The organism is Puniceibacterium antarcticum (genome assembly GCF_002760615.1).
Taxonomy (GTDB): Bacteria; Pseudomonadota; Alphaproteobacteria; order Rhodobacterales; family Rhodobacteraceae; genus Puniceibacterium; species Puniceibacterium antarcticum.
On sequence record NZ_AWWI01000182.1, the window covers coordinates 95,549 to 117,807 of the forward strand.

The window sequence follows — 22,259 nt, forward strand, 5'->3', positions numbered from 1 at the left end:
CAAGGCGATCACCGCTGTTTGCCGTCAGCGCGGTCGGAGTTGCCGGAATTTCAGACGTTCCTGCCCGGCGCCCTCTTCTGGCACCGGGCAGGAACTTGGGCAGAGACCGTTTGTCTGGGCGCGCAAACCTGTGGTCGGCTCAACCCGCTGCCAGCGTGTCGCGCAGCAGCGTTTCGATCTTGTCGATCGGATGATTGGTCAGGGTCTTGTTCACCTCAGCCACCACGCGCGACCTCACCTCGCTGTGCAGCTTGCCGCGCAGGTCCCCCAGAATGTTGGGGGAGGCGACCAGAACGATGCGCTCGAACGCGCCCTTGTGGGCCTGCTTGTACAGCAGATCAGCCAGGTCATCAGCAAACCGTTCCTTGGCCAGTTCGTGCCAGTCGGTATCCTCCAGCGCAGAGCGCTGCCCGGGGCCGCCATCAGCCACGCGGCCGGGCCGGTTTGCGGATTGTGCGCGGTCTGACGGATTTTCCTGCTGTTCGATGCGCACCACGTTCAGATCCGGGTTCATGTCATCAAGATCATTGCGCAGCAACAGCGCCTTTTCGCTGTCAGCCACCAGAACCCAGGTGCCTCTGGTCAGAATACCCATCAGACCTTCTCCTTGTCGCCGCTGTCGGTCTTGTCTTGGTTCAGGGGCCGCGTCGCCCCGGACGAGGTTTCGTCATACCGCTTGCCGTCGTCGCGGGTGGCGACCTTGCGCTGCAGCTCTCCTCCGGCGCGCCTCTGCTGGCCTGCGGTCTGTGGCGCTGCGTTCCCCAGTATTGCACTGGTTTCGCTTCTGCCATCGCTGGATCTGTGACGCTCTGCCATGGGATGCCTCCTTTTGACGTTGTATCAAATCAACGCAAGGGCCGCGCCGGGTGTTCCGAAAGCTATGAGAAGAAACGCAAAACGCCCCGCAAATCCTACGGGGCGTTCGGGCGTCAACATATGTCGGCGCAGATTTTACGGTCCAGTCAGGCCTCAGGCCTTGGACAGGCGCTCTGCCACGTTTTCCCAGTTCACGAGGTTGTCGAGGAAGTTCGTGAGGTAGGCGGGACGCTTGTTGCGGAAGTCGATGTAATAGGAATGTTCCCACACATCGCAGCCCAGCAGCGTGGTCTGACCGAAGCACAGCGGGTTCACGCCGTTTTCCGTTTTGGTGATTTTCAGCGTGCCATCGGTGTCGACAACCAGCCATGCCCAGCCCGACCCGAACTGACCGCCGCCGGCGGCTGCAAAGTTTTCCTTGAACTTTTCGACCGACCCAAAGGCCTCTGCCAGACGGCTTTCCAGCTCGGACGGCAGGGCGTTCGAACCCGGGCCCATCATTTCCCAGAACTGGGTGTGGTTCCAGTGCTGCGAGGCGTTGTTGAAGATGCCCGACTGTGCGACGGCGCCCGCGTCATAGGTGCCTTTTACGATCTCTTCGACCGACTTGTCTTCCCACTCGGTCCCGGCAATCAGCTTGGAGCCGTTGTCGACATAGGCCTTGTGGTGGATGTCATGGTGAAATTCGAGCGTTTCCTTGGACATGCCTTTGCTGGCAAGCGCGTCATGTGCATAGGGAAGATTCGGAAGTTCGAAAGCCATGGTGTGACCCCTCTCGGTTATGAAAATCGCTGACCGTTACCTGATGCCTTGCGGCACGGACGTCAAGTCCGAGGTATAGCCCTGTCATGGGATCAACGCGTCTCGACGTTACATGTTCCCGCGCCGTTGAACTGGTTTGCATAGCCGATCGGGATCGCGGACAGCAGCATTTTCTTCGCGCCCTTGAGGTAGGTCGCGGTGTATTGGAACTTGCCCACATACTGCCCCCCCGTGGTCGTCATCGCGAAGGTCCAGACGAATGTGGTCCGCTTTGCGTTATCCGCCGCAACCTTTCCTTGTAGCGGGGCACCGTCGTTATAATACAGGATCAGCGGGTCAGACACGGTCACAGTCTCAGCGCCGTCTTCACGCCCCACGAACAGAACTTCAGGAATCCAGCCGCTGTTGCCGGTTTCCGTGAGTCTGCAGATGTAGATCTGTGCGGCCTCTGCCATGGGCGCGCTGCACAGGCAGAACGCTAGAATGATACCTCTGAGCAAGAAAGTCTCCTGGTGAACGCGGCTGCGGGCCGCAAGGGCGGCTTTGGGCAACCTTAAGGAGATCCGCGGGCAGTGAACAGCCACGCCGGGCGCAGGCTGGATTTTCTTTACGCCCTGCGCCGCGGCTGCGTTTGGATTGGGCGGATCAGAAGATCCCAACCGCCGTGCCCGGCGTCGCCGCGTTGCACAGCAGCGCGAACATATAAGGCGCGACTGAACGGAAGCAGATGATCTGCGCCGTCTCTGCATCGCTCAGCCAGACCGCTGCCGCGACCTGTGCAAACCGGGTGCGGCGCACGGTACCGGGCTGGAATGCCGCTGGCGACATATCCACCGGGGCGAGCTTGGCAACCACCTCGCGCAGCTGCGGCCCGCTCAGCGTAAAGATTGCCCGTGCATCGGACACATCCACCACCAGCGCATGGGTGTCCCCCAGCGCGGCGGTCAGCTTTGCCACCCTGTCGCTTGTGTCACCATGCGGGCACAGCAGCAGCAGCTCGTCCGGGGACATCCAGACAAGGGTGCTGTCGCCGCCCGACACGACGCCGCGTTGTCCCGGCAGGGCCAGGCCGGTCACATCGCTGACCGCCTTTGCAAACCCCTCGTCCAAGACAGTGCCGCGCAGGGTGATCATGCCCTGCAGGCCAGCCTCTTGAACATGGGCCAGACCGTCAAAGGTGGCGCGGTTCAGCGCACTCACGGGTTCAGACATTCTGTTTCTCCCCTTCCGGGTCAAAGAACACCGGGCTGACAATCGTTGCCTTGACGGTGGTGCCGTCAAGTTTGGTGAAGTCCAGCACCTCCCCCATGCGATCCGGCCCGTTCAGCACCAGCCCCATGGCGATGCCCTTGTTCAGCGTCGGCGAATGATAGGTCGAGGTGACGCGCCCCTGCGTGTGGCGCTGCTGGTTCAGGTTCTTGCCCGCAGCAACCGCCAGAGCGCCATCCTGCAGAACCGAGCCATCCACCGTTTCAAGACCCACCAGCTGCCAGCGGGCCGGGTCTGTCATGTGGCTGCGGGCATGGGCTCGTTTGCCAAGGTAGTCGGCCTTTTTCTTCGAAATGGCCAAGGACAGGCCCAGATCCTGCGGGATCACCGTGCCATCGGTTTCATCACCGATCATGATGAACCCCTTTTCGGCCCGCATGATATGCAGCGCCTCTGTGCCATAGGGCGTCGCATTCCATTCGGCGCCGTCCGCGTGCAGCCTGCTCCACAGGGCGAGGCCCTGCGAGGCTGGAACGGCGATTTCATAGCTCAGCTCACCGGAAAAAGAGATGCGGAAGATCCGCACCGGGAAACCACCCAGCGTACCCTCGACCCATTGCATGAAAGGCAGCGTTTCGCGGCTGACATCCATCCCGCCAAGCTTTTCCAGCAGCTTGCGCGCATTGGGGCCGACGACCGCGATCTGGGCATAATGTTCGGTGACATTCGCGCACCAGACCTTGTAATCCCACCATTCGGTCTGCAGCCATTCCTCCATATGGGCATGGATCCGTTCGGCCCCGCCGGTGGTGGTGTGGCACAGCCAGGTGTCGTCGGACATCCGCGCCACAACGCCGTCATCCATGAGGAATCCGTTTTCGGTGCACATCAGCCCATAACGGCATTTGCCCACCGGCAGGGTCGACATCATGTTGGTGTAAAGCATGTCAAGGAATTTGCCCGCATCCGGACCCTTCACGATGATCTTGCCCAAGGTTGAAGCGTCGAGCAGACCAAGACTGTCACGGGTCGCCGTCACCTCGCGGTGCACAGACTGTTCGACAGTCTCACCCGCGCGCACAAAGCTGTAGGGGCGGCGCCACTGGCCCACAGGTTCCCAGTTGACGTCATGCGCCTCGTGCCAGGAGTGCAGCGGGGTCTGGCGCACGGGCTGGAAAATCTCGCCCCGCGCCTGACCCGCGATAGATCCCATGGAAATCGGCGTATAGGGCGGGCGGAAGGTGGTTGTGCCAACCGCTGGGATCGCTTCACCCAACGCTGCAGAAAGCGTCGCCAGGCCGTTGATGTTGCTCAGCTTTCCCTGATCCGTCGCCATGCCCAGCGTGGTATAGCGCTTGGCATGTTCGACCGATTCATAGCCCTCTTGCGCGGCAAGCTGGATATCGGACACTTTCACATCGTTCTGGAAATCAAGCCAGGCCTTGGAACGCAACGCGACAGTGGCACCCTGCGGCATCAGCCAGACCGCCATGATCGCCGCTTCCGCCTCGGCCACAGCCTTGGGCAGGACGGTGCTTCTGGGCTGGTGCCCGGCGGCACTGGCGGCAGAGGACCCCGCCGTTGTGGCATCGGTCAGCGTTGCGCCAAGATGCATATGGCCGTTGGCCGCCCCCGCCGGGATGACAAAAGGCGCGCCGTCATGGCTGGTCGGCGCCTTGGCAAGGTCCGGACGGAAAAAGACGTTTGTGTCGTCCCAGGTCAGCTTGCCGCCACAATGGGACCACAGGTGCACCACCGGCGACCAGCCGCCGGACATCGCCACCGCATCGCAGGGGATGACATCCAGCACGCCGCCCTCACCCGCCTGCGCACAGATCGCAACGCCGGTGACCTTGCGGCTGCCTTTGACCTTGGCAATCGCGCGGCCCTTCAGCACCTTGATCCCCAGCGCCTCGGCCTGCGCCATCAGCGCGCCGCCGCCATTCTGGCGCGCGTCGATGATCGCGGGCACGGTCAGCCCGTGTTCGTGCAGGCAGATCGCGGTGCGATAGGCATCATCGTTGTTGGTGACCACAACGGTGCGATCCCCGATCGACACGCCATAGTTCACCACGTAATCGCGCACGGCCGAGGCCAGCAAAACCCCTGGCACATCATTGCCCGCAAAGCTGAGCGGGCGTTCGATGGCCCCGGTCGCGGTCACGATCTGCTGCGCGCGGATGCGCCACAGCCGGTGACGCGGTCCCGGCGTTTCGGGCGCGTGATCGGTCAGGCGTTCATAGCCCAGCACATAGCCGTGGTCATAGACGCCCGCGCCCATGGTGCGCAGACGCAGGGTGACGTTTTCCATCGCCTCAAGCGCCTGAACCGTGTCGCTGATCCAGACCGCGGCAGGCTTGCCGTCAATCTCGCCGCCATCAACCGGCGTGCGACCGCCCCAATGGGCGTTCTGTTCCAGCAGCAGCACCTGCGCGCCCGAGCTCGCCGCCGTCAGCGCGGCCTGCAGACCGGCAACGCCGCCGCCCAAGACCAGCACATCGGTGAAGGCGTAGAAATGTTCGTAGGTGTCGCCGTCCACCGTTTCCGCATCCGGTGCCGCACCAAGGCCGGCAGAGCGGCGGATGAAGGGTTCATAGACATGCTTCCACAACGGGCGCGGATGGATGAACATCTTGTAGTAGAACCCGGCGGGCAGAACGCGGCTGAGATGGGTGTTGATGCCGCCGATGTCGAACTGCAGGCTGGGCCAGTGGTTCTGGCTGCTCGCGGTCAACCCGTCGAAGAGTTCGGTCGTGGTGGCGCGCTGGTTGGGTTCGAACCGCGCGCCCTTGCCCAGATTGACCAGGGCATTGGGTTCTTCCGCGCCACTGGCGACGGGACCACGCGGGCGGTGGTATTTGAAACTGCGCCCCATCATCAGCTGACCATTGGCCAGCAGGGCCGAGGCCAAAGTATCCCCCGCAACGCCGCGCATATGCTGGCCGTTGAACTGGAACTTCACCTGTTTGGAGCGGTCGGTCAGGCGGCCGCCGGTGGCAAGACGGGTGCTCATGTCTTCAGACCTCTGCACTTGGGGGGAAGTTGGGGTTTTGCGTATCTGGCAAAGACAAGACGGATCATGCGAAGCTCCGCCATGTCCAGCCGGGGCGCTTTGCGCTGATGGCATCGCGAATGTTCTGCGGCGGCTCAGAGGTCTGCGCGCTGTAGGTGCCGAACACTTCGAGCGTGACAGTGCAGCGCGCGGCATGGAACCACTTGCCGCAACCCTGGGCGTGGCGCCAGCGTTCGAAATGCACGCCCTTGGGGTTTTCGCGCTGGAACAGATAGCCCTCAAAGGCTTCGTCGGAACTCTCGGGGCCAAAGCGCGTCAGATGCGCCTCTCCTCCGCCGTGCAGTTCGGTTTCCTCGGCTTTGACGCCGCAATAGGGGCAGGTGAGGATTAGCATGACATCGGATCCCTTTGCGCGGAGATTTGGGGCTGGGACCAAGAGTTTTCTGAAAACTCTTGGCAAAATCTTTCTGAAAGATTTTGGACGGAAGGCACCCTCAATGCGCCACCCCCGCCGCCACGGATTCATCAATGAACCGCCCCTCGCGGAACCGTTCCAGCCCAAAGGCGGCGGCCAGCGGGCCGGGCTCGCCTTGGGCGATCATCTCGGCCGTGGCCCAGCCGGAACCGGGGATCGCCTTGAAGCCGCCCGTGCCCCAGCCGCAGTTGATGAAACAATTGCCCAGCGGGGTTTTCGACAGGATGGGCGAACGGTCGCCGGTCACATCGACGATCCCGCCCCACTGGCGCAGCATCTTGAGCCGCGACAACATCGGAAAGGTCTCGATCAGCGAGCGCACAGTTTCCTCGATATGCTGGAAAGATCCGCGCTGGGTGTAGTTGTTGTAGCCGTCCGTGCCGCCGCCGATGACCATCTCACCCTTGTCGGATTGCGACATGTAGCCATGCACCGTATTTGCCATGATCACCACATCCATCGCGGGCTTGATCGGCTCAGACACCAGCGCCTGCAACGCGACCGATTCGATCGGCAGGCGGAACCCGGCCATCTCGGCCAGCACCCCGGAATGGCCCGCAACGACGATGCCAAGCTTGTCACAATCGATCTCGCCCAGCGTCGTACTGACCCCGCGCACCTTCCCGCCGTCAGAGCGCACGCCCGTCACCTCGCATTGCTGGATGATGTCCATGCCCATGTCGGAACAGGCCCGCGCATAGCCCCAGGCCACCGCATCATGGCGCGCCGTGCCGCCGCGCGCCTGATAGAGCGCGCCCAGCACCGGATAGCGCGGCCCGTCCAGACGGATGATCGGGCACAGCTCCTTGACCTTTTGTGGCCCGATGAACTGCGTGTCGACCCCCTGCAGCGCATTGGCATGGGCCGTGCGCTCATAGCCGCGCACCTCGTGATGGGTCTGGGCCAGCATCAGCAGACCCCGGGGGGAAAACATGACGTTGTAGTTCAGGTCCTGACTCATCGTCTCGTACAGCGAACGCGCCTTTTCATAGATCGCCGCCGACGGATCCTGAAGATAGTTCGAGCGGATGATCGTCGTGTTGCGCCCGGTGTTGCCACCGCCCAGCCAGCCTTTTTCCAGGATCGCGACATTGCGGATCCCGTGATTTTTGCCAAGGTAATAAGCCGTGGCAAGACCATGCCCCCCCGCGCCGACGATCACCACGTCGTATTTCTTCTTGGGCGTGGCCTTGCGCCAGGCGCGCTCCCATCCGGTGTGGTGGCGAAGCGCCTCTCGGGCGATGGCAAAGGTGGAATAGCGTTTCATGGCACTCGATTCTGATCCACGGGGAGCTTTGGCGATATGTGGACCGGTGCACGTCTTTGCCCACGGCTGCAACCGTCACAACATCGCACAGTTGCGACATGCGTCACGATGTCGGGTATTTGCCCTTTTGTCGCGCGCGCCCACAGATTAGGTATCCCTCAGATCGATTACGGTTGAGGAGACCGCATGACACTTTTCTGGAGCCTCTGCGCCGCGCTGGCGCTTGCGATGACCGCCCTCTTGCTGACGGCGCTGCTGCGCGGGCGGCGCGACACCGGCCCGGTGCAGGCATTTGACATGCGCGTCTACCGCGACCAGCTGCGCGAGGTCGAACGCGACCTCGCCCGTGGCACAATCAGCGCCGAAGATGCAGATCGTCTGCGCGCCGAAGTGTCCCGCCGCCTGCTGAGCGCGGATGCCAGCGTGCGGGGCGACACCGGGGATGTGGCCCAGCCACGCGGCGTCGCGATCGTGGCCGCCGTGCTCATCGCCGCATCGCTGCTTGGGGGGGGCTACTGGCTTTACTCCCGGCTCGGTGCGCCCGGCTATGGGGACCTTGGCCTGAAGGACCGGATTGCCGCCGCCGACCAGGCGCGCGAAAACCGCCCAAGCCAGCAAGAGGCTGAAGTGCAGGTCCCAGACACCACGCCCCCCGATGCCCCGGCCGAATATGCCGAACTGGTGACCCGGCTGCGCGGCGCCGTGGCCGAACGCCCCGACGATCTGCAGGGCCATGTCCTGCTCGCCCGCAGCGAGGCGGCGCTTGGCAATTTTGTCAATGCCTACAAGGCGCAGGAACAGATCCTGCGACTCAAGGGTGATACGGCCACCGCCAAGGATTACGCTGACCTTGCCGACATGATGGTGCTGGCGGCAGGCGGCTATGTCTCCCCTCAGGCCGAAGCCGCGCTGGACGCCGCCATGTCGCGCGATCCGCAGAACGGCGTTGCGCGCTACTATGGCGGGCTGATGCTGGCCCAGACCGGGCGCCCCGATGCAGCCTTCCGCCTCTGGGACAACCTTCTGCGCGAAAGCAGCGCCACTGACCCTTGGGTTCCGCCGATCACCGGCCAGATCGAGGAGATGGCCCTGCGCGCCGGCGTCACCGGCTACCGCCTGCCCGAAACCGCCCTGCCCCTGCCGCAAACGGCCACACCGCTGCCTGGCCCCAGCCAGCAGGACATGCAATCCGCCGGCGACATGACGCCAGAACAGCGCACACAGATGATCCAGGGCATGGTCGCACGCCTCTCCGACCGGCTCGCCACCGAAGGCGGCACACCGCAGGAATGGGCCCGTCTGATCGCCGCCTATGGCGTGCTGAACAATCAGGCACAGGCCATTGCGATCTGGGACAATGCCAAACAGGTCTTCGACGGCAATGAAGAGGCGCTGAAGATCGTGCGCGAAGGTGCCACCAACGCCGGGATCGCCCAATGATCGCGCCCACGCCCAGACTTCACCTGTCTCAAAATATCCCGGGGGGAGTCCGCAGGACGGGGGGCGGCGCCCCCCTGCCACGCGGCACAAAGGCAGACCGCCCATGATCGTGGAAGCCATCGACGACTTCGCCCCCCTGCTGCCCCGCGGCAGGCCCATCCTTGGCCTCGACCTTGGCGAAAAGACCATCGGCGTTGCCACCTCCGACGGGATGCTCTCGGTCGCAACCCCGCTTGAAACCATCCGGCGCAAGAAATTCACGCTGGACGCAGCCCGCCTGCAGGACATCATCGCCGGGCGCGACGTGGCCGGCATCGTGCTGGGTCTGCCGCGCAACATGGACGGATCTGAAGGCACCCGCTGCCAGTCGACGCGCGCTTTCGCACGCAATTTCGAACGGCTCTGGCCCGGGCCGATCACCTATTGGGATGAACGCCTCTCCACCGTCGCCGCAACCCGCGCCCTGCTCGAAGCGGACACCTCGCGCAAGCGCCGCGCCGAGGTGATCGACCACGTCGCCGCCTCCTACATCCTTCAGGGCGTTCTGGACCGCATGGGCCATATCCGCCGGCAGCAAACAGGTGCTGAAACATGACTGACGAGATCTGGACCCGCAACGAAGTCGAAAGCCCTTGCATCAAGATCTGCGTGATAGATCCCGACTCCCGCCTCTGCACCGGCTGCCTGCGCTCGATCGACGAAATCACCCGCTGGTCGAAAATGCCCCCCGAAGGCCGCCGCAGCGTCATGGCAGATCTGCCCGCCCGTCAGGGCCAGATCACCAAACACCGGGGCGGGCGCGCTGCACGGCTGAACCGCAGCTGAACCCAAACGCCGGGGCGAAATAAGACCCAAGGCCCCGCGCGACCCCGGCCTGCAGACCGCGAACAGCCAAGCAGCTATGGCCTGCAGTGACATGCGTTCCGCACCGCGCTGCCTTTTGGAAGGCGTTGCGCACCAAAGCACTCGAACGCACACCTCAAGGCTTGCATCCCGGCGCCCCTCTCTGCATCACAGGAAAGACACAACGCAGCAGGGATCCGCCATGTTCGAAGACCTAGGGTTCGACACCCTGACCGCCCATCAGGCGGCTGTCCTCCTTGCCCTGATGCTGGGCGCCGCCTTCGGCATTCTCGCCGAGCGCACCAAATTCTGTTTTCGCCGCAGCCTTGTGGGTGAGGATCGCAAACAGGCCATGGGCGTGTGGATGACTGCGCTTGCCGTAGCCATTCTCGGCACACAATTTGCGGTATTTCAGGGCTGGATCGACTTTTCCGCCCACCGCTTCATGGCACAGGACATGCCCATTCTCGCCATCACCATCGGTGGCCTGCTGTTCGGCGCGGGCATGGTGCTGACACGCGGCTGCGTCTCGCGGCTGACCGTGCTGACCGCTGGCGGCAACCTGCGCGGCCTCTTCGTGCTGCTAGTCTTTGCCGTCACCGCCCATGCCACGCTCAAGGGCATCCTCGCCCCCGTCCGCACCACCCTCGGTGCCGTGACCCTGAACATGGGGGACGCGATCTCTCTCGCCGCCCTGCCCGGTGGCGCGTTGCTCTGGACCGCCCTGCTGGCGCTGGTGGCGCTTGGCATCGCCCTCACCTCACGCAACCGCCCCGGCACGCTGGTGCTCGCCGCCCTGCTCGGCGCGCTGGTGCCGCTGGCCTGGGTCGGAACGGGATTTGTGCTGTATGATGACTTTGACCCGATCGCGATGGAATCGCTCTCCTTCACCTCTTCCTATGCCGACACGCTGTTCTGGACCGTGGCCTCGACCTCGATCCCCGCAGGCTTCGGCGTCGGCCTGATCGGCGGTACCCTGCTGGGGGCTTGGATCGCATCGATGATCTTCCGCAGCTTTCGCTGGCAGGCCTTCTCGACCCCGCGCGAAACCGGCCGCTACGCTGCCGGAGCCGTCATGATGGGACTCGGCGGCGTGCTCGCCGGCGGCTGCACCGTGGGCGCGGGGCTGTCCGGCATCCCCACCCTCTCACTCGCCGCCCTGCTGGCGCTGGCCTCAATCACCGCAGGCGCTCTGGGCATGAATGCCGCCCTTGGACAGCCTGCTGCGGCGCCGCGCCTGCGACCTTAACGCATCGTATAACGGCAAAGGTCGCATGGGGCTCTGCCCCGACCGCGCAAGCGCGGCCTCCCCGGGATATTTAAGGGCAGATGAAACCGGGAGTTCTGCACAAAATGGCCCGCAGCAATCGCCACGGGCCGTAGATGAAGCCGCGCTTCACCTGCCACGGTCATCGGCGTCCCCGCCTGTACCGTGCCCTCAGATAAGCAAATCTTTGTTAACAGAATCTTTCCCTGTTTCATCTGCCCCCAAATATCCCGGGGAGTGTGAGGGGCTGGCCCCTCACTCCGGCGCGCCCATCAGGCGCGCAACTCACATGTCAGGGTCCTGCTTTTCAATCTTGTGATGGATACGGCGGATCATCAGCCAGACTGTCAGTACCACCGGTAGGGTCACCAGCGCCGTCAGCAGGCCTTTCGACAGAGCCACCACCTCGGCCAGCGGGTAAAGCAGATAAGACGATAGCGACACCGCGTAATAGCTGATCGCCACCACCGACAGCCCCTCGACCGTGCGCTGCAGGCGCAGCTGCATCTCGGCGCGCTCGTTCATGCCTTCGAGCAGCTGCTGGTTCTGGGCCGAGCGTTCGACCTCGACCCGGGTGCGCAGCAGATCGCCGGCGCGCATTGCCCGGTTCGCCATGCTTTCCAGCCGCTGCTCGCTGGATTTCACCGTGCGCATGGCAGGATCATACCGGCGCATCATGAATTCCGCGAATGTCTGCCGCCCGTGCCAGCGCGCCTCGCGGAGGACCTGGATGCGCTGGCCGACAATCGCCTCATAAGCCCCGGTCGCGCCAAAGCGGAACGATGCCTGGGCTGACAGTGCCTCCAGCTCGGCCGAGACGGAAAGCAGGGATTTCAGCGTATCCTCTGCCGGGCCGGTGCCTTCAGTCATCGCGACCATCAGTTTGGAGAGTTCAGTGTCAATCTCGCTCATCCGCGGCGCCAGTTCGCGCACCCGCGAAAAGCCCAGCATCGACATCGTCTTGTAGGTCTCGATCTCGCACAGGCGCTGGACGATCCGTCCGATCCGCCGTTCGCCCACATGGGGGCGCGGAAAGACGGCAAAGCGCAGATGCCCGGCGGGGTCGATGCGGAAATCCCCCGCCATCACCGCCTGATCGTCAATCACCGAACTGACGGCCAGGCTTTCGGGCACGAACCAGTCATCGACCATGGCGCTGATATCATCATCCCTGTCGCGTTCGCAGACCCGGATCAGCGCCGAGGTGATGCGCACACCTGGCGCTTTGGCCAGCCATTCATCGGGAAAGACCTCGAAATCCGCAGGGTCGAACACCCTTGAGGACAGCCCGCTCAGGAACACCGTATAAGTCACAAATTCCGTATGCTGTTCCCATTTCAGCACATGCTGACCGATGCGGTCGGAAAAATGCGTCGCACCCGGCTGGGGATGGGCAGTGCCGTAGCGGTCCAGCAGATCGGTCAGGTGCCTGAGGTCCAGCGCCTTGTCCCGCGACGCTGCCTGATGCGATTTCTTGATGGCCAGAAACACCGCCCGGCACGGCGCCTTGAGCGCGGGGAACGGGCGGGCGTGCAGTTCATTGGCCAGCTGAAACCGCAGGGGGTGATCTTGGATCGGGGGCATGGGCAGTCCACTCAGTCCGCTGGGAATGGCTCTGGCGTATCCCCGGCCCTGCCGCTTGTAAAGAAAAAGTCTCTTGTGTTTCATGGGTTTGGCGGTACGCAACCGCATACCGCCCCGTCGCGGGCAAACCTGCGGCACCGCCCGGCGGACGGGGTCGGCACACCACGTGCCCGAATGCAAAAAGCCCCGCCGTTTCGGGCGGGGCTTTTCAAACCTGTCCTGACCTCGAGCGTTTAAGATATCTTGGCCAGCAGCTCTTCCAGCGACTTTTTCGCATCGCCATAGAACATCCGCGTATTTTCTTTGAAGAACAGCGGGTTCTCGATCCCCGAATAGCCGGTCCCCTGCCCGCGCTTGGACACGAAGACCTGCTTGGCCTTCCAGCATTCCAGAACCGGCATCCCGGCAATGGGGCTGTTGGGATCGTCCTGGGCTGCGGGGTTCACGATGTCGTTCGACCCGATCACGATGGCAACATCCGTTGTCGGGAAGTCCTCGTTGATCTCGTCCATTTCCAGAACGATGTCGTAGGGCACCTTGGCCTCGGCCAGCAGCACGTTCATGTGCCCGGGCAGACGGCCCGCCACCGGGTGGATGGCGAAACGCACAGTCTTGCCCTTGGCGCGCAGACGCTTGGTCAGCTCGGCCACGTTCTGCTGCGCCTGTGCCACGGCCATGCCATAGCCCGGGATGATGATGACCGAATCCGCCTCTTCCAGCGCGCTTGCCACACCTTCGGCGTCGATGGCGATCTGTTCGCCCTCAACCGCCATCTGCTCACCCGCCGGGCCGCCAAAGCCACCCAGAATGACCGACACAAACGACCGGTTCATCGCCTTGCACATGATGTAGCTCAGGATCGCACCGGACGATCCGACCAGCGCGCCCACAACGATCAGCAGATCGTTGCCAAGCGAGAAACCAATCGCTGCAGCCGCCCAGCCGGAATAGCTGTTCAGCATCGACACAACGACGGGCATATCCGCCCCGCCGATGCCCATGATCAGGTGATAGCCGATGAACAGCGCCGCCAGCGTCATCAGCATCAGCGGCAGCAGGCCACCGGTGTTAAAATACCAGACCAGACAGATCAGCGACAGCGCCGCTGCGGTGATGTTCAGCAGATGACCACCCGGCAGCTTGGTCGCCGCCGACGACACTTTGCCCGCCAGTTTTCCATAGGCAATGACCGACCCGGTAAAGGTCACGGCGCCGATGAAGACACCCAGAAACAGCTCGACCCGCAGGATGGCCAGTTCGACCGGTTCCTTGTGGGCCAGAAGTGCCGCAAAGCCATGCAGCGCCTCACGCTGAACGGGATCCATCGCCAGAACCCGGCCCAGTTCGATATGCGCGATAAAGCCCACAAAGACCGCCGCCAGACCGACAAGGCTGTGCATCGCTGCCACCAGTTCGGGCATCTGAGTCATCTGGACCTTGGTCGCCAGCTGATAGCCGACCGCGCCACCCAGGATGATCAGGATCAGCGAGGCAGGCCACAGACCTGCGCCAGGTCCGACAATCGTTGCAAACACCGCCAGCGCCATGCCGGTGATGCCGTACCACACGGCACGTTTCGCGCTTTCCTGGCCCGACAACCCCCCGAGCGAGAGGATGAAGAGCACCGCCGCGACCACATAGGCCGCCGTTGTAAATCCGAATTCCATTGCTCTTACCCCGCTTTACGACTTCTGGAACATGGCGAGCATGCGCCGTGTCACGAGGAAGCCGCCGAAAATATTGATGCCCGCCATAAAGACCGACAGCGCCGCCAGCAGAATCACAAGGCCAGAGCCCGATCCGATCTGCATGAGCGCGCCCAGAATGATGATCGACGAGATCGCATTGGTCACCGCCATAAGCGGCGTGTGCAGGCTGTGCGCCACCCCCCAGATCACCTGGAAGCCGATGAACACAGACAGCACGAACACGATCAGGTGCTGCATAAAGCTCGCCGGGGCAAACAGACCCGCGAACAGCACCAGCGCGCCACCAACAGCCAGCAACGTGACCTGAGATTTCGTCTGCGCCTTGAACGCAGCAACCTCTTCGGCCCGCTTCTCCGCGGGGGTCTTTTCCTTGACCTTTTCCTTGGGCTTTTGTGCAGCGATCGCCTTTACCTTGGGCGGCGGCGGCGGGAATGTGACCTCTTTGGCATGCGTGATCGTCGCACCCCGGATCACATCATCCTCCATGTTGTGATTGACCACACCATCCTTGCCGGGGGTAAGGTCCGTCATCATGTGGCGGATGTTGGTCGCATACAGCGTGGACGCCTGCGTCGCCATCCGGCTGGGGAAGTCGGTATAGCCGATGATCGTCACGCCATTGTCGGTGACAATCTTCTGATCCATCACCGTCAGCTTGCAGTTGCCACCCTTTTCGGCGGCAAGGTCGATGATCACCGACCCGGGCTTCATGCTCTCGACCATATCCTTGGTCCAAAGCTCGGGCGCCTCGCGGTTGGGGATCAGCGCCGTGGTGATGACGATGTCGATATCCGGCGCAATCTCGCGGAATTTCTTCAGCTGGGCTGCGGTGAACTCGGGGCTTGATACAGACGCATAACCGCCCGATTCAGCCCCATCCTTCGCCGCTTCCTCGAAATCGAGGAAGACAAACTCGGCGCCCATCGATTCGACCTGCTCGGCCACTTCGGGGCGCACGTCAAAGGCATAGGTGATCGCGCCCAGCGACGTGGACGTGCCAATCGCGGCAAGTCCTGCCACACCGGCACCCACCACCAGAACCTTGGCCGGGGGCACCTTGCCCGCCGCCGTGATCTGCCCGGTGAAGAAGCGGCCAAAGTTGTTGCCCGCCTCGATCACCGCGCGGTAACCCGCGATATTGGCCATCGACGACAGTGCATCCATCTTCTGGGCGCGCGAAATGCGCGGCACCATGTCCATGGCGATGACCGACGCGCCCTTTTTGGCCGCGGCCTCCATCAGCTCGCCATTCTGGGCGGGCCAGAAGAACGAGATCAGCAATTTGCCGTCGCTCAGCCGCTTGATTTCCGTATCGGTCGGCGGGCGCACCTTGGCGACCACATCCGCCTCTTTCCACAGGCCTGCAGCCGTGTTGAAGATCTCGACCCCGGCGTTGGCATAAGCCTCGTCGGTGAACCCAGCAGCCACACCGGCCCCGGTTTCGATGGCACAATCATAACCCAGTTTCTGGAGCATGCGTGCCGAGTCCGGCGTCATGGCAACCCGTGCCTCGCCCTCGAACACTTCCTTTGGCGTTCCAATTTTCACGTCTTCTGTCCCCTCTTGCGTCAGACGATGCCCATTCAAGCAGCGGCAGCCCATTCCATGATGGGTCTACCGTGCTGACCTAGCTCAGACAAGCTTTCTTGCGGTTGTAGACCATAGACTGTCGCAAAGTTAAAGCCACCCATACGTATGTTGCGCATAGGCGTCAGCCCTCGCAACATCCTTGCTTTTAATTTCACCTGTTTCCGAAAGGAAACGCTACAACCCGATCCCTTTGTCGGTGTCAAAACCCGCTTGATCCGCACGGTTCACCGGATCTGCGCGACGCTGGGTCGCACCCGCACGCGCCGAACGCCCTGCCCGTCAGCCATACGCAAACCATACGGTTTCCATACGCCTTCCATATCCGCTCCAGCCGCCCCGTTCCAGCACCGCTTGTCCCCGCCACAGTCTGCGTTAACCTGCCCCGGATCAAGGGAGGATACGGATGAATATCGCGGGGAAACATGCACTTGTAACGGGCGGCGGGACGGGCATCGGCCTGGCCATCGCGCGCGCTCTGGCGGCTGAGGGCGCACAGGTCACCATCACCGGTCGGCGCAAATCAAAACTGGAAGACGCCGCACAAACCAAGGGGCTTTATACGCAAGTCATTGACGTGATGGACGAAAAATCGGTGGTCGACGGCATCGCCACCGCCGTTCAGGCCCGCGGCCCGGTGCAGATCTGTGTGCCCAACGCCGGCATCGCCGAAGGTCGCGCGCTGCACAAGACCGATCTTAACTTCTGGCGCACCATGATGGCGACCAACCTCGACGGCGCCTTCCTCACCATCCGCGAATCCCTGCTGTCGATGCGCGAAACCGACTGGGGCCGCGTGATTGCCGTCTCCTCCATCGCGGGGGTCAAGGGGCTCAAGGGCGCGCCGTGCTATTCTGCGTCCAAACACGGGCTGATCGGCTTGATCAAAGGGCTCGCAGCAGACTATCTGGGCAAACCCTATACCTTCAACGCACTGTGCCCGGCCTATGTGGACACGGACATCGTGCCCCAGAATATCGAGCGTATCATGACCCGCACCGGCATGTCCGAAGCCGAAGCCCACGCCATCGTCGATGGTGCCAACCCGCATGGCCGCCTGATCGCCCCGCAAGAGGTGGCCGAGGCCGCACTCTGGCTCTGTGCCGAGCATTCAGGCAGCGTCAACGGACAGGCGATCCAGATCGCAGGAGGTGAAATGTGACCGATTTCAACTGGACCAGAGACCAATTCCACATCCCGCAGGGCATGATCTACCTTGACGGTAACTCCTTGGGACCCCTGCCAAAAATGGCCCCCGCCCGCGTGGTGGAGATGATGGAGCGCCAATGGGGCGAACAGCTCATCACCGGCTGGAACGCCTCGGGCTGGATGGCGCAGCCGACTCGCGTCGGGGATCGCATCGCCCGTCTGATCGGCGCCGAGCCGGGCCATGTGGTCATGGGCGACACCCTGTCGATCAAGGTGTTTCAGGCCCTCGCCGCCGCGCTCAGGCTCAACCCCAACCGCAAGGTGATCCTGTCGGATTCCGGCAATTTCCCCTCGGATCTCTACATCGCCGAAGGCCTGATCGACCTTCTGGGCAACGGTCTTGAGCTGCGCATCGTCGCCCCCGAAGACATCGAGGATGCCATCACAGAAGAAATCGCCGTCACCCTGATCACCGAGGTCGGCTATACCACGGGGCGCAAGCACGACATGGCGAAACTGACCGCCCGCGCGCATAAGATGGGCGTGATCACCGTCTGGGATCTGGCGCATTCCGCCGGCGCCGTCCCGGTGGATCTGGCGGGGGCCGGCGCCGATTTCGCCGTCGGCTGCACCTACAAATACCTCAACGGCGGCCCCGGCGCCCCGGCCTTCATCTACGTCGCCCCCCGCCATGCCGAGGTCGCACAACCTGCGCTGGCCGGCTGGATGGGCCATGCCCGCCCCTTTGCCTTTGAACAAGACTATGATGCCGGCAAGGGCATCGAACGCATGCGCGTCGGCACCCCGCCGGTGCTGGCCATGACCGCGCTTGAGGCATCGCTCGACGTCTGGGACAAGGTCGACATGGCCGACATCCGCGCGCGCTCCGTCGAACTTTGCGAACGCTTCATCGCCGGTGTGGAAGAAAACTGCCCGCAGCTCACCCTCTGCTCGCCCCGCGACGCCGACGTGCGCGGCTCTCAGGTCTCGTTCAAATTCGACAACGGCTATGCGGTCATTCAGGCCCTGATCGCCGAAGGCGTGATCGGCGATTTCCGCGCCCCCGACGTGATGCGCTTCGGCTTCACGCCGCTCTACACCACCGACAAGGATGTGGACGAGGCGATTGAAATCCTCACCCGCATCCTGCGCGGCGCGCTCTGGGACAAGCCCGAGTTCCTGGAACGCAAGGCCGTCACCTGACACCAAAGTGAGGTTGGCGCGGGCAGCCCTGCCCGCGTTACCATTCCCCTAACGCAGCGCGCGGTGCACCAAGCACCTCCCATGCCCAGCGCAGGCACAAAAAAGGGGGCAGGTCCGACGATCCGGACCTGCCCCCTTTTTCTATTTAAAACCAGATGGTTCAGAGAAATCCGCTCAGGCCGATTTGCGCCCCGGCAGAGTCTTTGCCACAGCCCAATCCCGCGCCGCATCGCCAAAGGCGGCGAACAGCGGCCGCGACACCGGATCATTCGCCGCGTCCCACTCCGGGTGCCACTGCACCGACAGGGTGAACCCAGCCGCCCCCTCGATATAGGCCGCTTCGGGCGTGCCATCGGGGGCATAACCATCCACCACGATCCGCGCCCCGGCCCGCTTGATCCCTTGCCCGTGCAGCGTGTTGGTCATGACCTCCTGCGCGCCCATCAGCCGCGCAAACGGCCCGCCTTCGGTAAAGGTCACAACATGGCGCAGGGCAAATTTTTCCTCCAGCGTGCCGTCCGGCGGCATCCTGTGGTTCAGCCTCCCGGGCAGATCGCGAATCTCGGGGTACAGCGATCCGCCCATCGCGACGTTGACCTCCTGAAACCCGCGACAGATCCCCATAAAGGGCTGCCCACGCTCAACACAGGCCCGCACCAGCGGCAACACTATGGCATCGCGGGCGCGATCGAACGCGCCATGCGCCTCTGTCGCCTCTTCGCCGTACTCCTCAGGATGCACATTGGGCCGCCCGCCGGTCAGCAGAAAACCGTCGCAGGCCTCCAGCAATTCCGCGACCGACATGAACCTCGGATCGGCGGGGATCAGCAGCGGCACACAATCCGCGACTGTGGCCACCGCCTCCGAATTCATCGACCCGCCGGCATGGGCCGGATACTGGTCGTTCAACAGATGCTGATTGCCGATAATGCCGATGATCGGACGGCTCATGATGCCCTCTTTGGATAAGTCCAACGCAGGTTACATATGCCAGAGTGAAGGAATGGAAAAGGGCAGCTCAGATTTCTGCGGTCAATCCGACGGCATCAATGCCCGCTTTCGCGGCAGCTGCATCATTTTCCGACGAATCGCCGGTGACGCCCACAGCCCCCAGCACAGCGCCCTTGGCATCGCGCACCAGAACCCCACCCGGCACCGGGATCATCTGCCCGCCATAGGCCGCCCCTGCGGCGGCAATGAAATATGCCTGCGCCTCGGCCCGCTTCATCTGCGCTGTGCCCGCGATGCCCAGCATGATACAGCCATAGGCCTTGCCCTGCGCGATCTGAAACCGCCCCGGGCTCGCCCCGTCTTCGCGTTCAAAGGCAATCACATGCCCGCCCGCATCCAGAACGACCGCCGACAGCGGCTTCATCCCCTCCGCCTTGCCATGCTCCAGTGCCTTGCGGATGATCGTTCGCGCCCGTCTCAGCGAAATGCCTGCCATGTTCTTGTCTTCCCTGCTTCTTCTCTTTTCAAATACGCTCGGGGGAGTTTGAGGGGGCGGAAAGCCCCCTCATTCCCCTTACTTCAAAGCCCGCCGTCAGGCGGACTTCAGCTGCAGCCTGCGCGCATGCAGCACCGGTTCGGTATAGCCTGACGGCTGCACACGGCCCCGGAACACCAGATCACAGGCCGCCTGAAACGCAATCCCGCCAAAGTCGGGCGCCATGGCGCGATATTCGGAATCCACGGCGTTCTGACCATCCACCACCACGGCCATCTTGCGCAGCACCTCCATCACTGTGGCCTCGCTCACCACGTCATGGTGCAGCCAGTTGGCGATGTGCTGGGCGGAAATCCGGCAGGTCGCGCGGTCTTCCATCAGCCCGACGTTGTTGATGTCGGGCACCTTGGAACAGCCGACCCCCTGATCGATCCAGCGGACAACGTAGCCCAGAATGCCTTGGGCGTTGTTCTCGACCTCGCGCAGCACCTGATCGTCGGACCATTTCTGGAAGGTCGCCAGCGGGATATCGAGGATCGTATCCACATGCGCACGCCGTCCGCCCTTGCGCAGTTTTGCCTGCACAGCGAACACATCGACCTTGTGATAATGCAGCGCATGCAGCGTCGCGGCGGTCGGTGACGGAACCCAGGCACAGTTGGCACCGGCCTTCGGATGGTCGATTTTCTGTTCCAGCATCGCGGCCATCATGTCGGGCATGGCCCACATGCCCTTGCCGATCTGCGCGCGGCCCGACAGCCCACATTCCAGACCGATGTCCACATTGCGGTTCTCATAGCCGCCGATCCAGGCCTTGCGCTTGATGAAATCCTTGCGGCTGAATGGCCCGGCCTCCATCGAGGTGTGAATCTCATCCCCGGTGCGATCAAGGAAGCCGGTGTTGATAAAGGCAACCCGGCTCTTGGCGGCGCGGATACATTGCTTGAGGTTGACCGACGTGCGGCGCTCCTCATCCATGATCCCCAGCTTCACGGTGTTCTGCGGCAGGCCCAGCACCTTTTCGACAAAGCTGAAGGTTTCATCGGCAAAGGACACTTCCTCGGGTCCGTGCATCTTGGGCTTGACCACATAGACCGATCCGGTGACCGAATTGCCGCCGTCCCGCGCCAGATCGTGTTTGGCGATCAGCGCAGTGATCATGGCATCCATCAGCCCCTCGAACACCTCGTTGCCGTCGCGGTCAAGGATCGCGGGGTTGGTCATCAGATGCCCGACATTGCGCACCAGCATCAGCGCCCGCCCCTTGAGGGACACGGAGCCCCCATCGGGTGCCGTATAGACCCGGTCCGGATTCAGCGCGCGGGTCAGAGACTGCCCACCCTTCTCAAAGGTCTCTTCCAGATCACCCTTCATCAGACCCAGCCAGTTGGCATAGGCCTGTGTCTTGTCCTCACCATCGACGCAGGCAACGGAATCCTCACAATCCATGATTGCGGAAATCGCGCTTTCCATCTGCACATCGGCCAGCCCGCACTGATCGCGGCTGCCGATGCGGTGGGTACGGTCGAACACCAGCTCCACATGCAGCGCGTTGTTGCGCAGCACGACAGCCTCTGGCGCGCGGGGGTGGCCCTTGTAGCCGACGAACTTCGACGGATCGACCAGCGGCATGTCATCCACCAGCAGCGCACCGTTGCTGATATGGTAGCGGCGCGCATCGGCGTGGCTGCCACCGTCAATCGGGAACGCCTCGTCCAGAAACACCCGCGCCCGCGCCACGACCCGCGCACCGCGGCCCTTGTCATATCCCCCTTTGGGGGCCGGTGATCCCATGGCATCCGTGCCATAGAACCCGTCATAAAGGCTCCCCCAGCGCGCATTCGCCGCGTTCAGCGCATAACGGGCATTGGTGATCGGCACGACCAGCTGCGGCCCCGGCACGGTGGCGATCTCGGGGTCGACATTGGTCGTGTCGATCTCGAAATCATCTCCCTCGGGCAGCAGATAGCCGATCTCGCTCAGGAACGCCTTGTAGGCTTCGTGATCATGCGGCTGGTTGCGGTGATTGATATGCCAGCCATCAATCTGGGTCTGCAGCTCTTCGCGCCGCTCCAGCAGCGCGCGGTTGCGCGGGCCGAAATCATGGATCAGCTCTGACAGCCCCTGCCAGAAGGCTTCGGGCTCGACATCCGTCCCGGGCAACGCTTTTTCTTCAATAAAGGTGCAAAGAATTTCGTCGATCTGAAGATCGGATCGGGTGATGCGGGTTGTCATGGCGGCCTCCCCTTGGCGTGAAACAGTATGCAATCGTGTGCATCATTAGAAAATGTGTTTCCGATAGGCAACTGGATTGGTTATTAAATTTTACCGCAATGACCATTTTCGCTGCACGGATCGCGATTTTCTGGCTCTTTTCATGGCAGGAGGACTGGAGCCTCAGCGCCTTTCATCTCTGCGAATATGCCGCTCAGCCTGCCCGAAATTGCGGGTCCTGTCCCGGAAAACCTGAACACCGGCGGCGCATCCA

20 protein-coding genes are annotated in these 22,259 nt (G+C 62.9%); 6 read left to right on the forward strand and 14 right to left on the reverse strand.

What is annotated here, in order from left to right; all coding sequences use genetic code 11:
• Nucleotides 1-139 precede the first annotated feature (139 nt).
• From P775_RS26115 to P775_RS26150, 8 genes are all read right to left on the reverse strand, one after another.
• Entirely contained in the window at nucleotides 140-595 is a 456-nt protein-coding gene (locus tag P775_RS26115) for a baeRF12 domain-containing protein (RefSeq protein WP_099913728.1), read from the reverse strand.
• Entirely contained in the window at nucleotides 595-816 is a 222-nt protein-coding gene (locus tag P775_RS26120; RefSeq protein WP_099913729.1) for a hypothetical protein, read from the reverse strand. The genes P775_RS26115 and P775_RS26120 overlap by 1 nt, the downstream gene beginning before the upstream one ends.
• A 153-nt stretch (nucleotides 817-969) precedes the next feature.
• Nucleotides 970-1,578 (reverse strand): superoxide dismutase, encoded by a 609-nt coding sequence (locus tag P775_RS26125; RefSeq protein WP_099913730.1) that lies wholly within the window; start codon nucleotides 1,576-1,578, stop codon nucleotides 970-972.
• A 92-nt stretch (nucleotides 1,579-1,670) separates the two neighbouring features.
• Nucleotides 1,671-2,078: a hypothetical protein gene (locus tag P775_RS26130; RefSeq protein ID WP_143521008.1), complete on the reverse strand. Its 408-nt coding sequence runs from the start codon at nucleotides 2,076-2,078 to the stop codon at nucleotides 1,671-1,673.
• Nucleotides 2,079-2,223: 145 nt separating this feature from the next.
• The gene (locus P775_RS26135) at nucleotides 2,224-2,790 is read right to left on the reverse strand and encodes a sarcosine oxidase subunit gamma (protein WP_099913732.1); all 567 of its coding nucleotides are present in this window, start codon (nucleotides 2,788-2,790) and stop codon (nucleotides 2,224-2,226) included.
• Entirely contained in the window at nucleotides 2,783-5,800 is a 3,018-nt protein-coding gene (locus P775_RS26140) for a sarcosine oxidase subunit alpha family protein (RefSeq protein WP_099913733.1), read from the reverse strand. Before P775_RS26140 ends, P775_RS26135 begins: the two co-directional genes overlap by 8 nt.
• Before the next feature lie 64 nt (nucleotides 5,801-5,864).
• Nucleotides 5,865-6,194 (reverse strand): sarcosine oxidase subunit delta, encoded by a 330-nt coding sequence (locus tag P775_RS26145; protein ID WP_099913734.1) that lies wholly within the window; start codon nucleotides 6,192-6,194, stop codon nucleotides 5,865-5,867.
• Nucleotides 6,195-6,294: 100 nt separating this feature from the next.
• Nucleotides 6,295-7,542: a sarcosine oxidase subunit beta family protein gene (locus P775_RS26150; protein ID WP_099913735.1), complete on the reverse strand. Its 1,248-nt coding sequence runs from the start codon at nucleotides 7,540-7,542 to the stop codon at nucleotides 6,295-6,297.
• A gap of 186 nt (nucleotides 7,543-7,728) precedes the next feature.
• On the opposite strand from P775_RS26150, the gene ccmI reads away from it, so the two are divergent.
• The 4 genes from ccmI to P775_RS26170 all read left to right on the forward strand — a co-directional run bounded on the left by ccmI (nucleotide 7,729) and on the right by P775_RS26170 (nucleotide 11,074).
• Nucleotides 7,729-8,982 carry a c-type cytochrome biogenesis protein CcmI gene (gene ccmI, locus P775_RS26155; RefSeq protein WP_099913736.1) on the forward strand — a complete coding sequence of 418 codons (1,254 nt, stop codon included), beginning with the start codon at nucleotides 7,729-7,731 and terminating at the stop codon, nucleotides 8,980-8,982.
• A gap of 103 nt (nucleotides 8,983-9,085) precedes the next feature.
• Entirely contained in the window at nucleotides 9,086-9,577 is a 492-nt protein-coding gene (gene ruvX, locus P775_RS26160) for a Holliday junction resolvase RuvX (RefSeq protein WP_099913737.1), read from the forward strand.
• Complete coding sequence (locus P775_RS26165; protein WP_099913738.1) at nucleotides 9,574-9,807, forward strand: DUF1289 domain-containing protein; 234 nt, start codon at nucleotides 9,574-9,576, stop codon at nucleotides 9,805-9,807. The genes ruvX and P775_RS26165 overlap by 4 nt, the downstream gene beginning before the upstream one ends.
• 220 nt (nucleotides 9,808-10,027) lie before the next feature.
• The gene (locus P775_RS26170) at nucleotides 10,028-11,074 is read left to right on the forward strand and encodes a YeeE/YedE family protein (RefSeq protein ID WP_099913739.1); all 1,047 of its coding nucleotides are present in this window, start codon (nucleotides 10,028-10,030) and stop codon (nucleotides 11,072-11,074) included.
• Nucleotides 11,075-11,377: 303 nt separating this feature from the next.
• Here P775_RS26170 and P775_RS26175 read toward each other — a convergent pair whose 3' ends face one another.
• The 3 genes from P775_RS26175 to P775_RS26185 form a co-directional block, all read right to left on the reverse strand.
• Nucleotides 11,378-12,676 carry a DUF3422 family protein gene (locus P775_RS26175; protein ID WP_099913740.1) on the reverse strand — a complete coding sequence of 433 codons (1,299 nt, stop codon included), beginning with the start codon at nucleotides 12,674-12,676 and terminating at the stop codon, nucleotides 11,378-11,380.
• 233 nt (nucleotides 12,677-12,909) lie between these two features.
• Nucleotides 12,910-14,343 (reverse strand): NAD(P)(+) transhydrogenase (Re/Si-specific) subunit beta, encoded by a 1,434-nt coding sequence (locus P775_RS26180; protein WP_099913741.1) that lies wholly within the window; start codon nucleotides 14,341-14,343, stop codon nucleotides 12,910-12,912.
• Between the two features lie 15 nt (nucleotides 14,344-14,358).
• The gene (locus tag P775_RS26185) at nucleotides 14,359-15,933 is read right to left on the reverse strand and encodes a Re/Si-specific NAD(P)(+) transhydrogenase subunit alpha (RefSeq protein ID WP_099913830.1); all 1,575 of its coding nucleotides are present in this window, start codon (nucleotides 15,931-15,933) and stop codon (nucleotides 14,359-14,361) included.
• Between the two features lie 445 nt (nucleotides 15,934-16,378).
• Here P775_RS26185 and P775_RS26190 point away from each other — a divergent pair, with 445 nt between their 5' ends.
• Together P775_RS26190 and kynU are read left to right on the forward strand one after the other, a co-directional pair.
• Complete coding sequence (locus tag P775_RS26190) at nucleotides 16,379-17,134, forward strand: SDR family NAD(P)-dependent oxidoreductase (RefSeq protein ID WP_099913742.1); 756 nt, start codon at nucleotides 16,379-16,381, stop codon at nucleotides 17,132-17,134.
• Nucleotides 17,131-18,324 carry a kynureninase gene (gene kynU, locus P775_RS26195; protein ID WP_099913743.1) on the forward strand — a complete coding sequence of 398 codons (1,194 nt, stop codon included), beginning with the start codon at nucleotides 17,131-17,133 and terminating at the stop codon, nucleotides 18,322-18,324. Before P775_RS26190 ends, kynU begins: the two co-directional genes overlap by 4 nt.
• Nucleotides 18,325-18,498: 174 nt before the next feature.
• Here the strand turns inward: kynU and P775_RS26200 are convergent, their stop codons facing one another.
• From P775_RS26200 to P775_RS26210, 3 genes are all read right to left on the reverse strand, one after another.
• Entirely contained in the window at nucleotides 18,499-19,275 is a 777-nt protein-coding gene (locus P775_RS26200) for a gamma-glutamyl-gamma-aminobutyrate hydrolase family protein (RefSeq protein WP_099913744.1), read from the reverse strand.
• 67 nt (nucleotides 19,276-19,342) lie between these two features.
• A complete protein-coding gene (locus P775_RS26205) occupies nucleotides 19,343-19,771 on the reverse strand; it encodes a GlcG/HbpS family heme-binding protein (RefSeq protein WP_099913745.1) in 429 nt (142 codons plus the stop codon).
• Between the two features lie 96 nt (nucleotides 19,772-19,867).
• Nucleotides 19,868-22,006 (reverse strand): malate synthase G, encoded by a 2,139-nt coding sequence (locus tag P775_RS26210; protein ID WP_099913746.1) that lies wholly within the window; start codon nucleotides 22,004-22,006, stop codon nucleotides 19,868-19,870.
• Nucleotides 22,007-22,259 lie beyond the last annotated feature (253 nt).

Bases quoted from the DNA above. Each gene is read 5' to 3' on its own strand.
- P775_RS26115 (WP_099913728.1), bottom strand. From the start codon at position 595: ATGGGTATTCTGACCAGAGGCACCTGGGTTCTGGTGGCTGACAGCGAA.
- P775_RS26120 (WP_099913729.1), bottom strand. From the start codon at position 816: ATGGCAGAGCGTCACAGATCCAGCGATGGCAGAAGCGAAACCAGTGCA.
- P775_RS26125 (WP_099913730.1), bottom strand. From the start codon at position 1,578: ATGGCTTTCGAACTTCCGAATCTTCCCTATGCACATGACGCGCTTGCC.
- P775_RS26135 (WP_099913732.1), bottom strand. From the start codon at position 2,790: ATGTCTGAACCCGTGAGTGCGCTGAACCGCGCCACCTTTGACGGTCTG.
- P775_RS26140 (WP_099913733.1), bottom strand. From the start codon at position 5,800: ATGAGCACCCGTCTTGCCACCGGCGGCCGCCTGACCGACCGCTCCAAA.
- P775_RS26145 (WP_099913734.1), bottom strand. From the start codon at position 6,194: ATGCTAATCCTCACCTGCCCCTATTGCGGCGTCAAAGCCGAGGAAACC.
- P775_RS26150 (WP_099913735.1), bottom strand. From the start codon at position 7,542: ATGAAACGCTATTCCACCTTTGCCATCGCCCGAGAGGCGCTTCGCCAC.
- ccmI (WP_099913736.1), top strand. From the start codon at position 7,729: ATGACACTTTTCTGGAGCCTCTGCGCCGCGCTGGCGCTTGCGATGACC.
- ruvX (WP_099913737.1), top strand. From the start codon at position 9,086: ATGATCGTGGAAGCCATCGACGACTTCGCCCCCCTGCTGCCCCGCGGC.
- P775_RS26165 (WP_099913738.1), top strand. From the start codon at position 9,574: ATGACTGACGAGATCTGGACCCGCAACGAAGTCGAAAGCCCTTGCATC.
- P775_RS26170 (WP_099913739.1), top strand. From the start codon at position 10,028: ATGTTCGAAGACCTAGGGTTCGACACCCTGACCGCCCATCAGGCGGCT.
- P775_RS26175 (WP_099913740.1), bottom strand. From the start codon at position 12,676: ATGCCCCCGATCCAAGATCACCCCCTGCGGTTTCAGCTGGCCAATGAA.
- P775_RS26180 (WP_099913741.1), bottom strand. From the start codon at position 14,343: ATGGAATTCGGATTTACAACGGCGGCCTATGTGGTCGCGGCGGTGCTC.
- P775_RS26190 (WP_099913742.1), top strand. From the start codon at position 16,379: ATGAATATCGCGGGGAAACATGCACTTGTAACGGGCGGCGGGACGGGC.
- P775_RS26200 (WP_099913744.1), bottom strand. From the start codon at position 19,275: ATGAGCCGTCCGATCATCGGCATTATCGGCAATCAGCATCTGTTGAAC.
- P775_RS26205 (WP_099913745.1), bottom strand. From the start codon at position 19,771: ATGGCAGGCATTTCGCTGAGACGGGCGCGAACGATCATCCGCAAGGCA.
- P775_RS26210 (WP_099913746.1), bottom strand. From the start codon at position 22,006: ATGACAACCCGCATCACCCGATCCGATCTTCAGATCGACGAAATTCTT.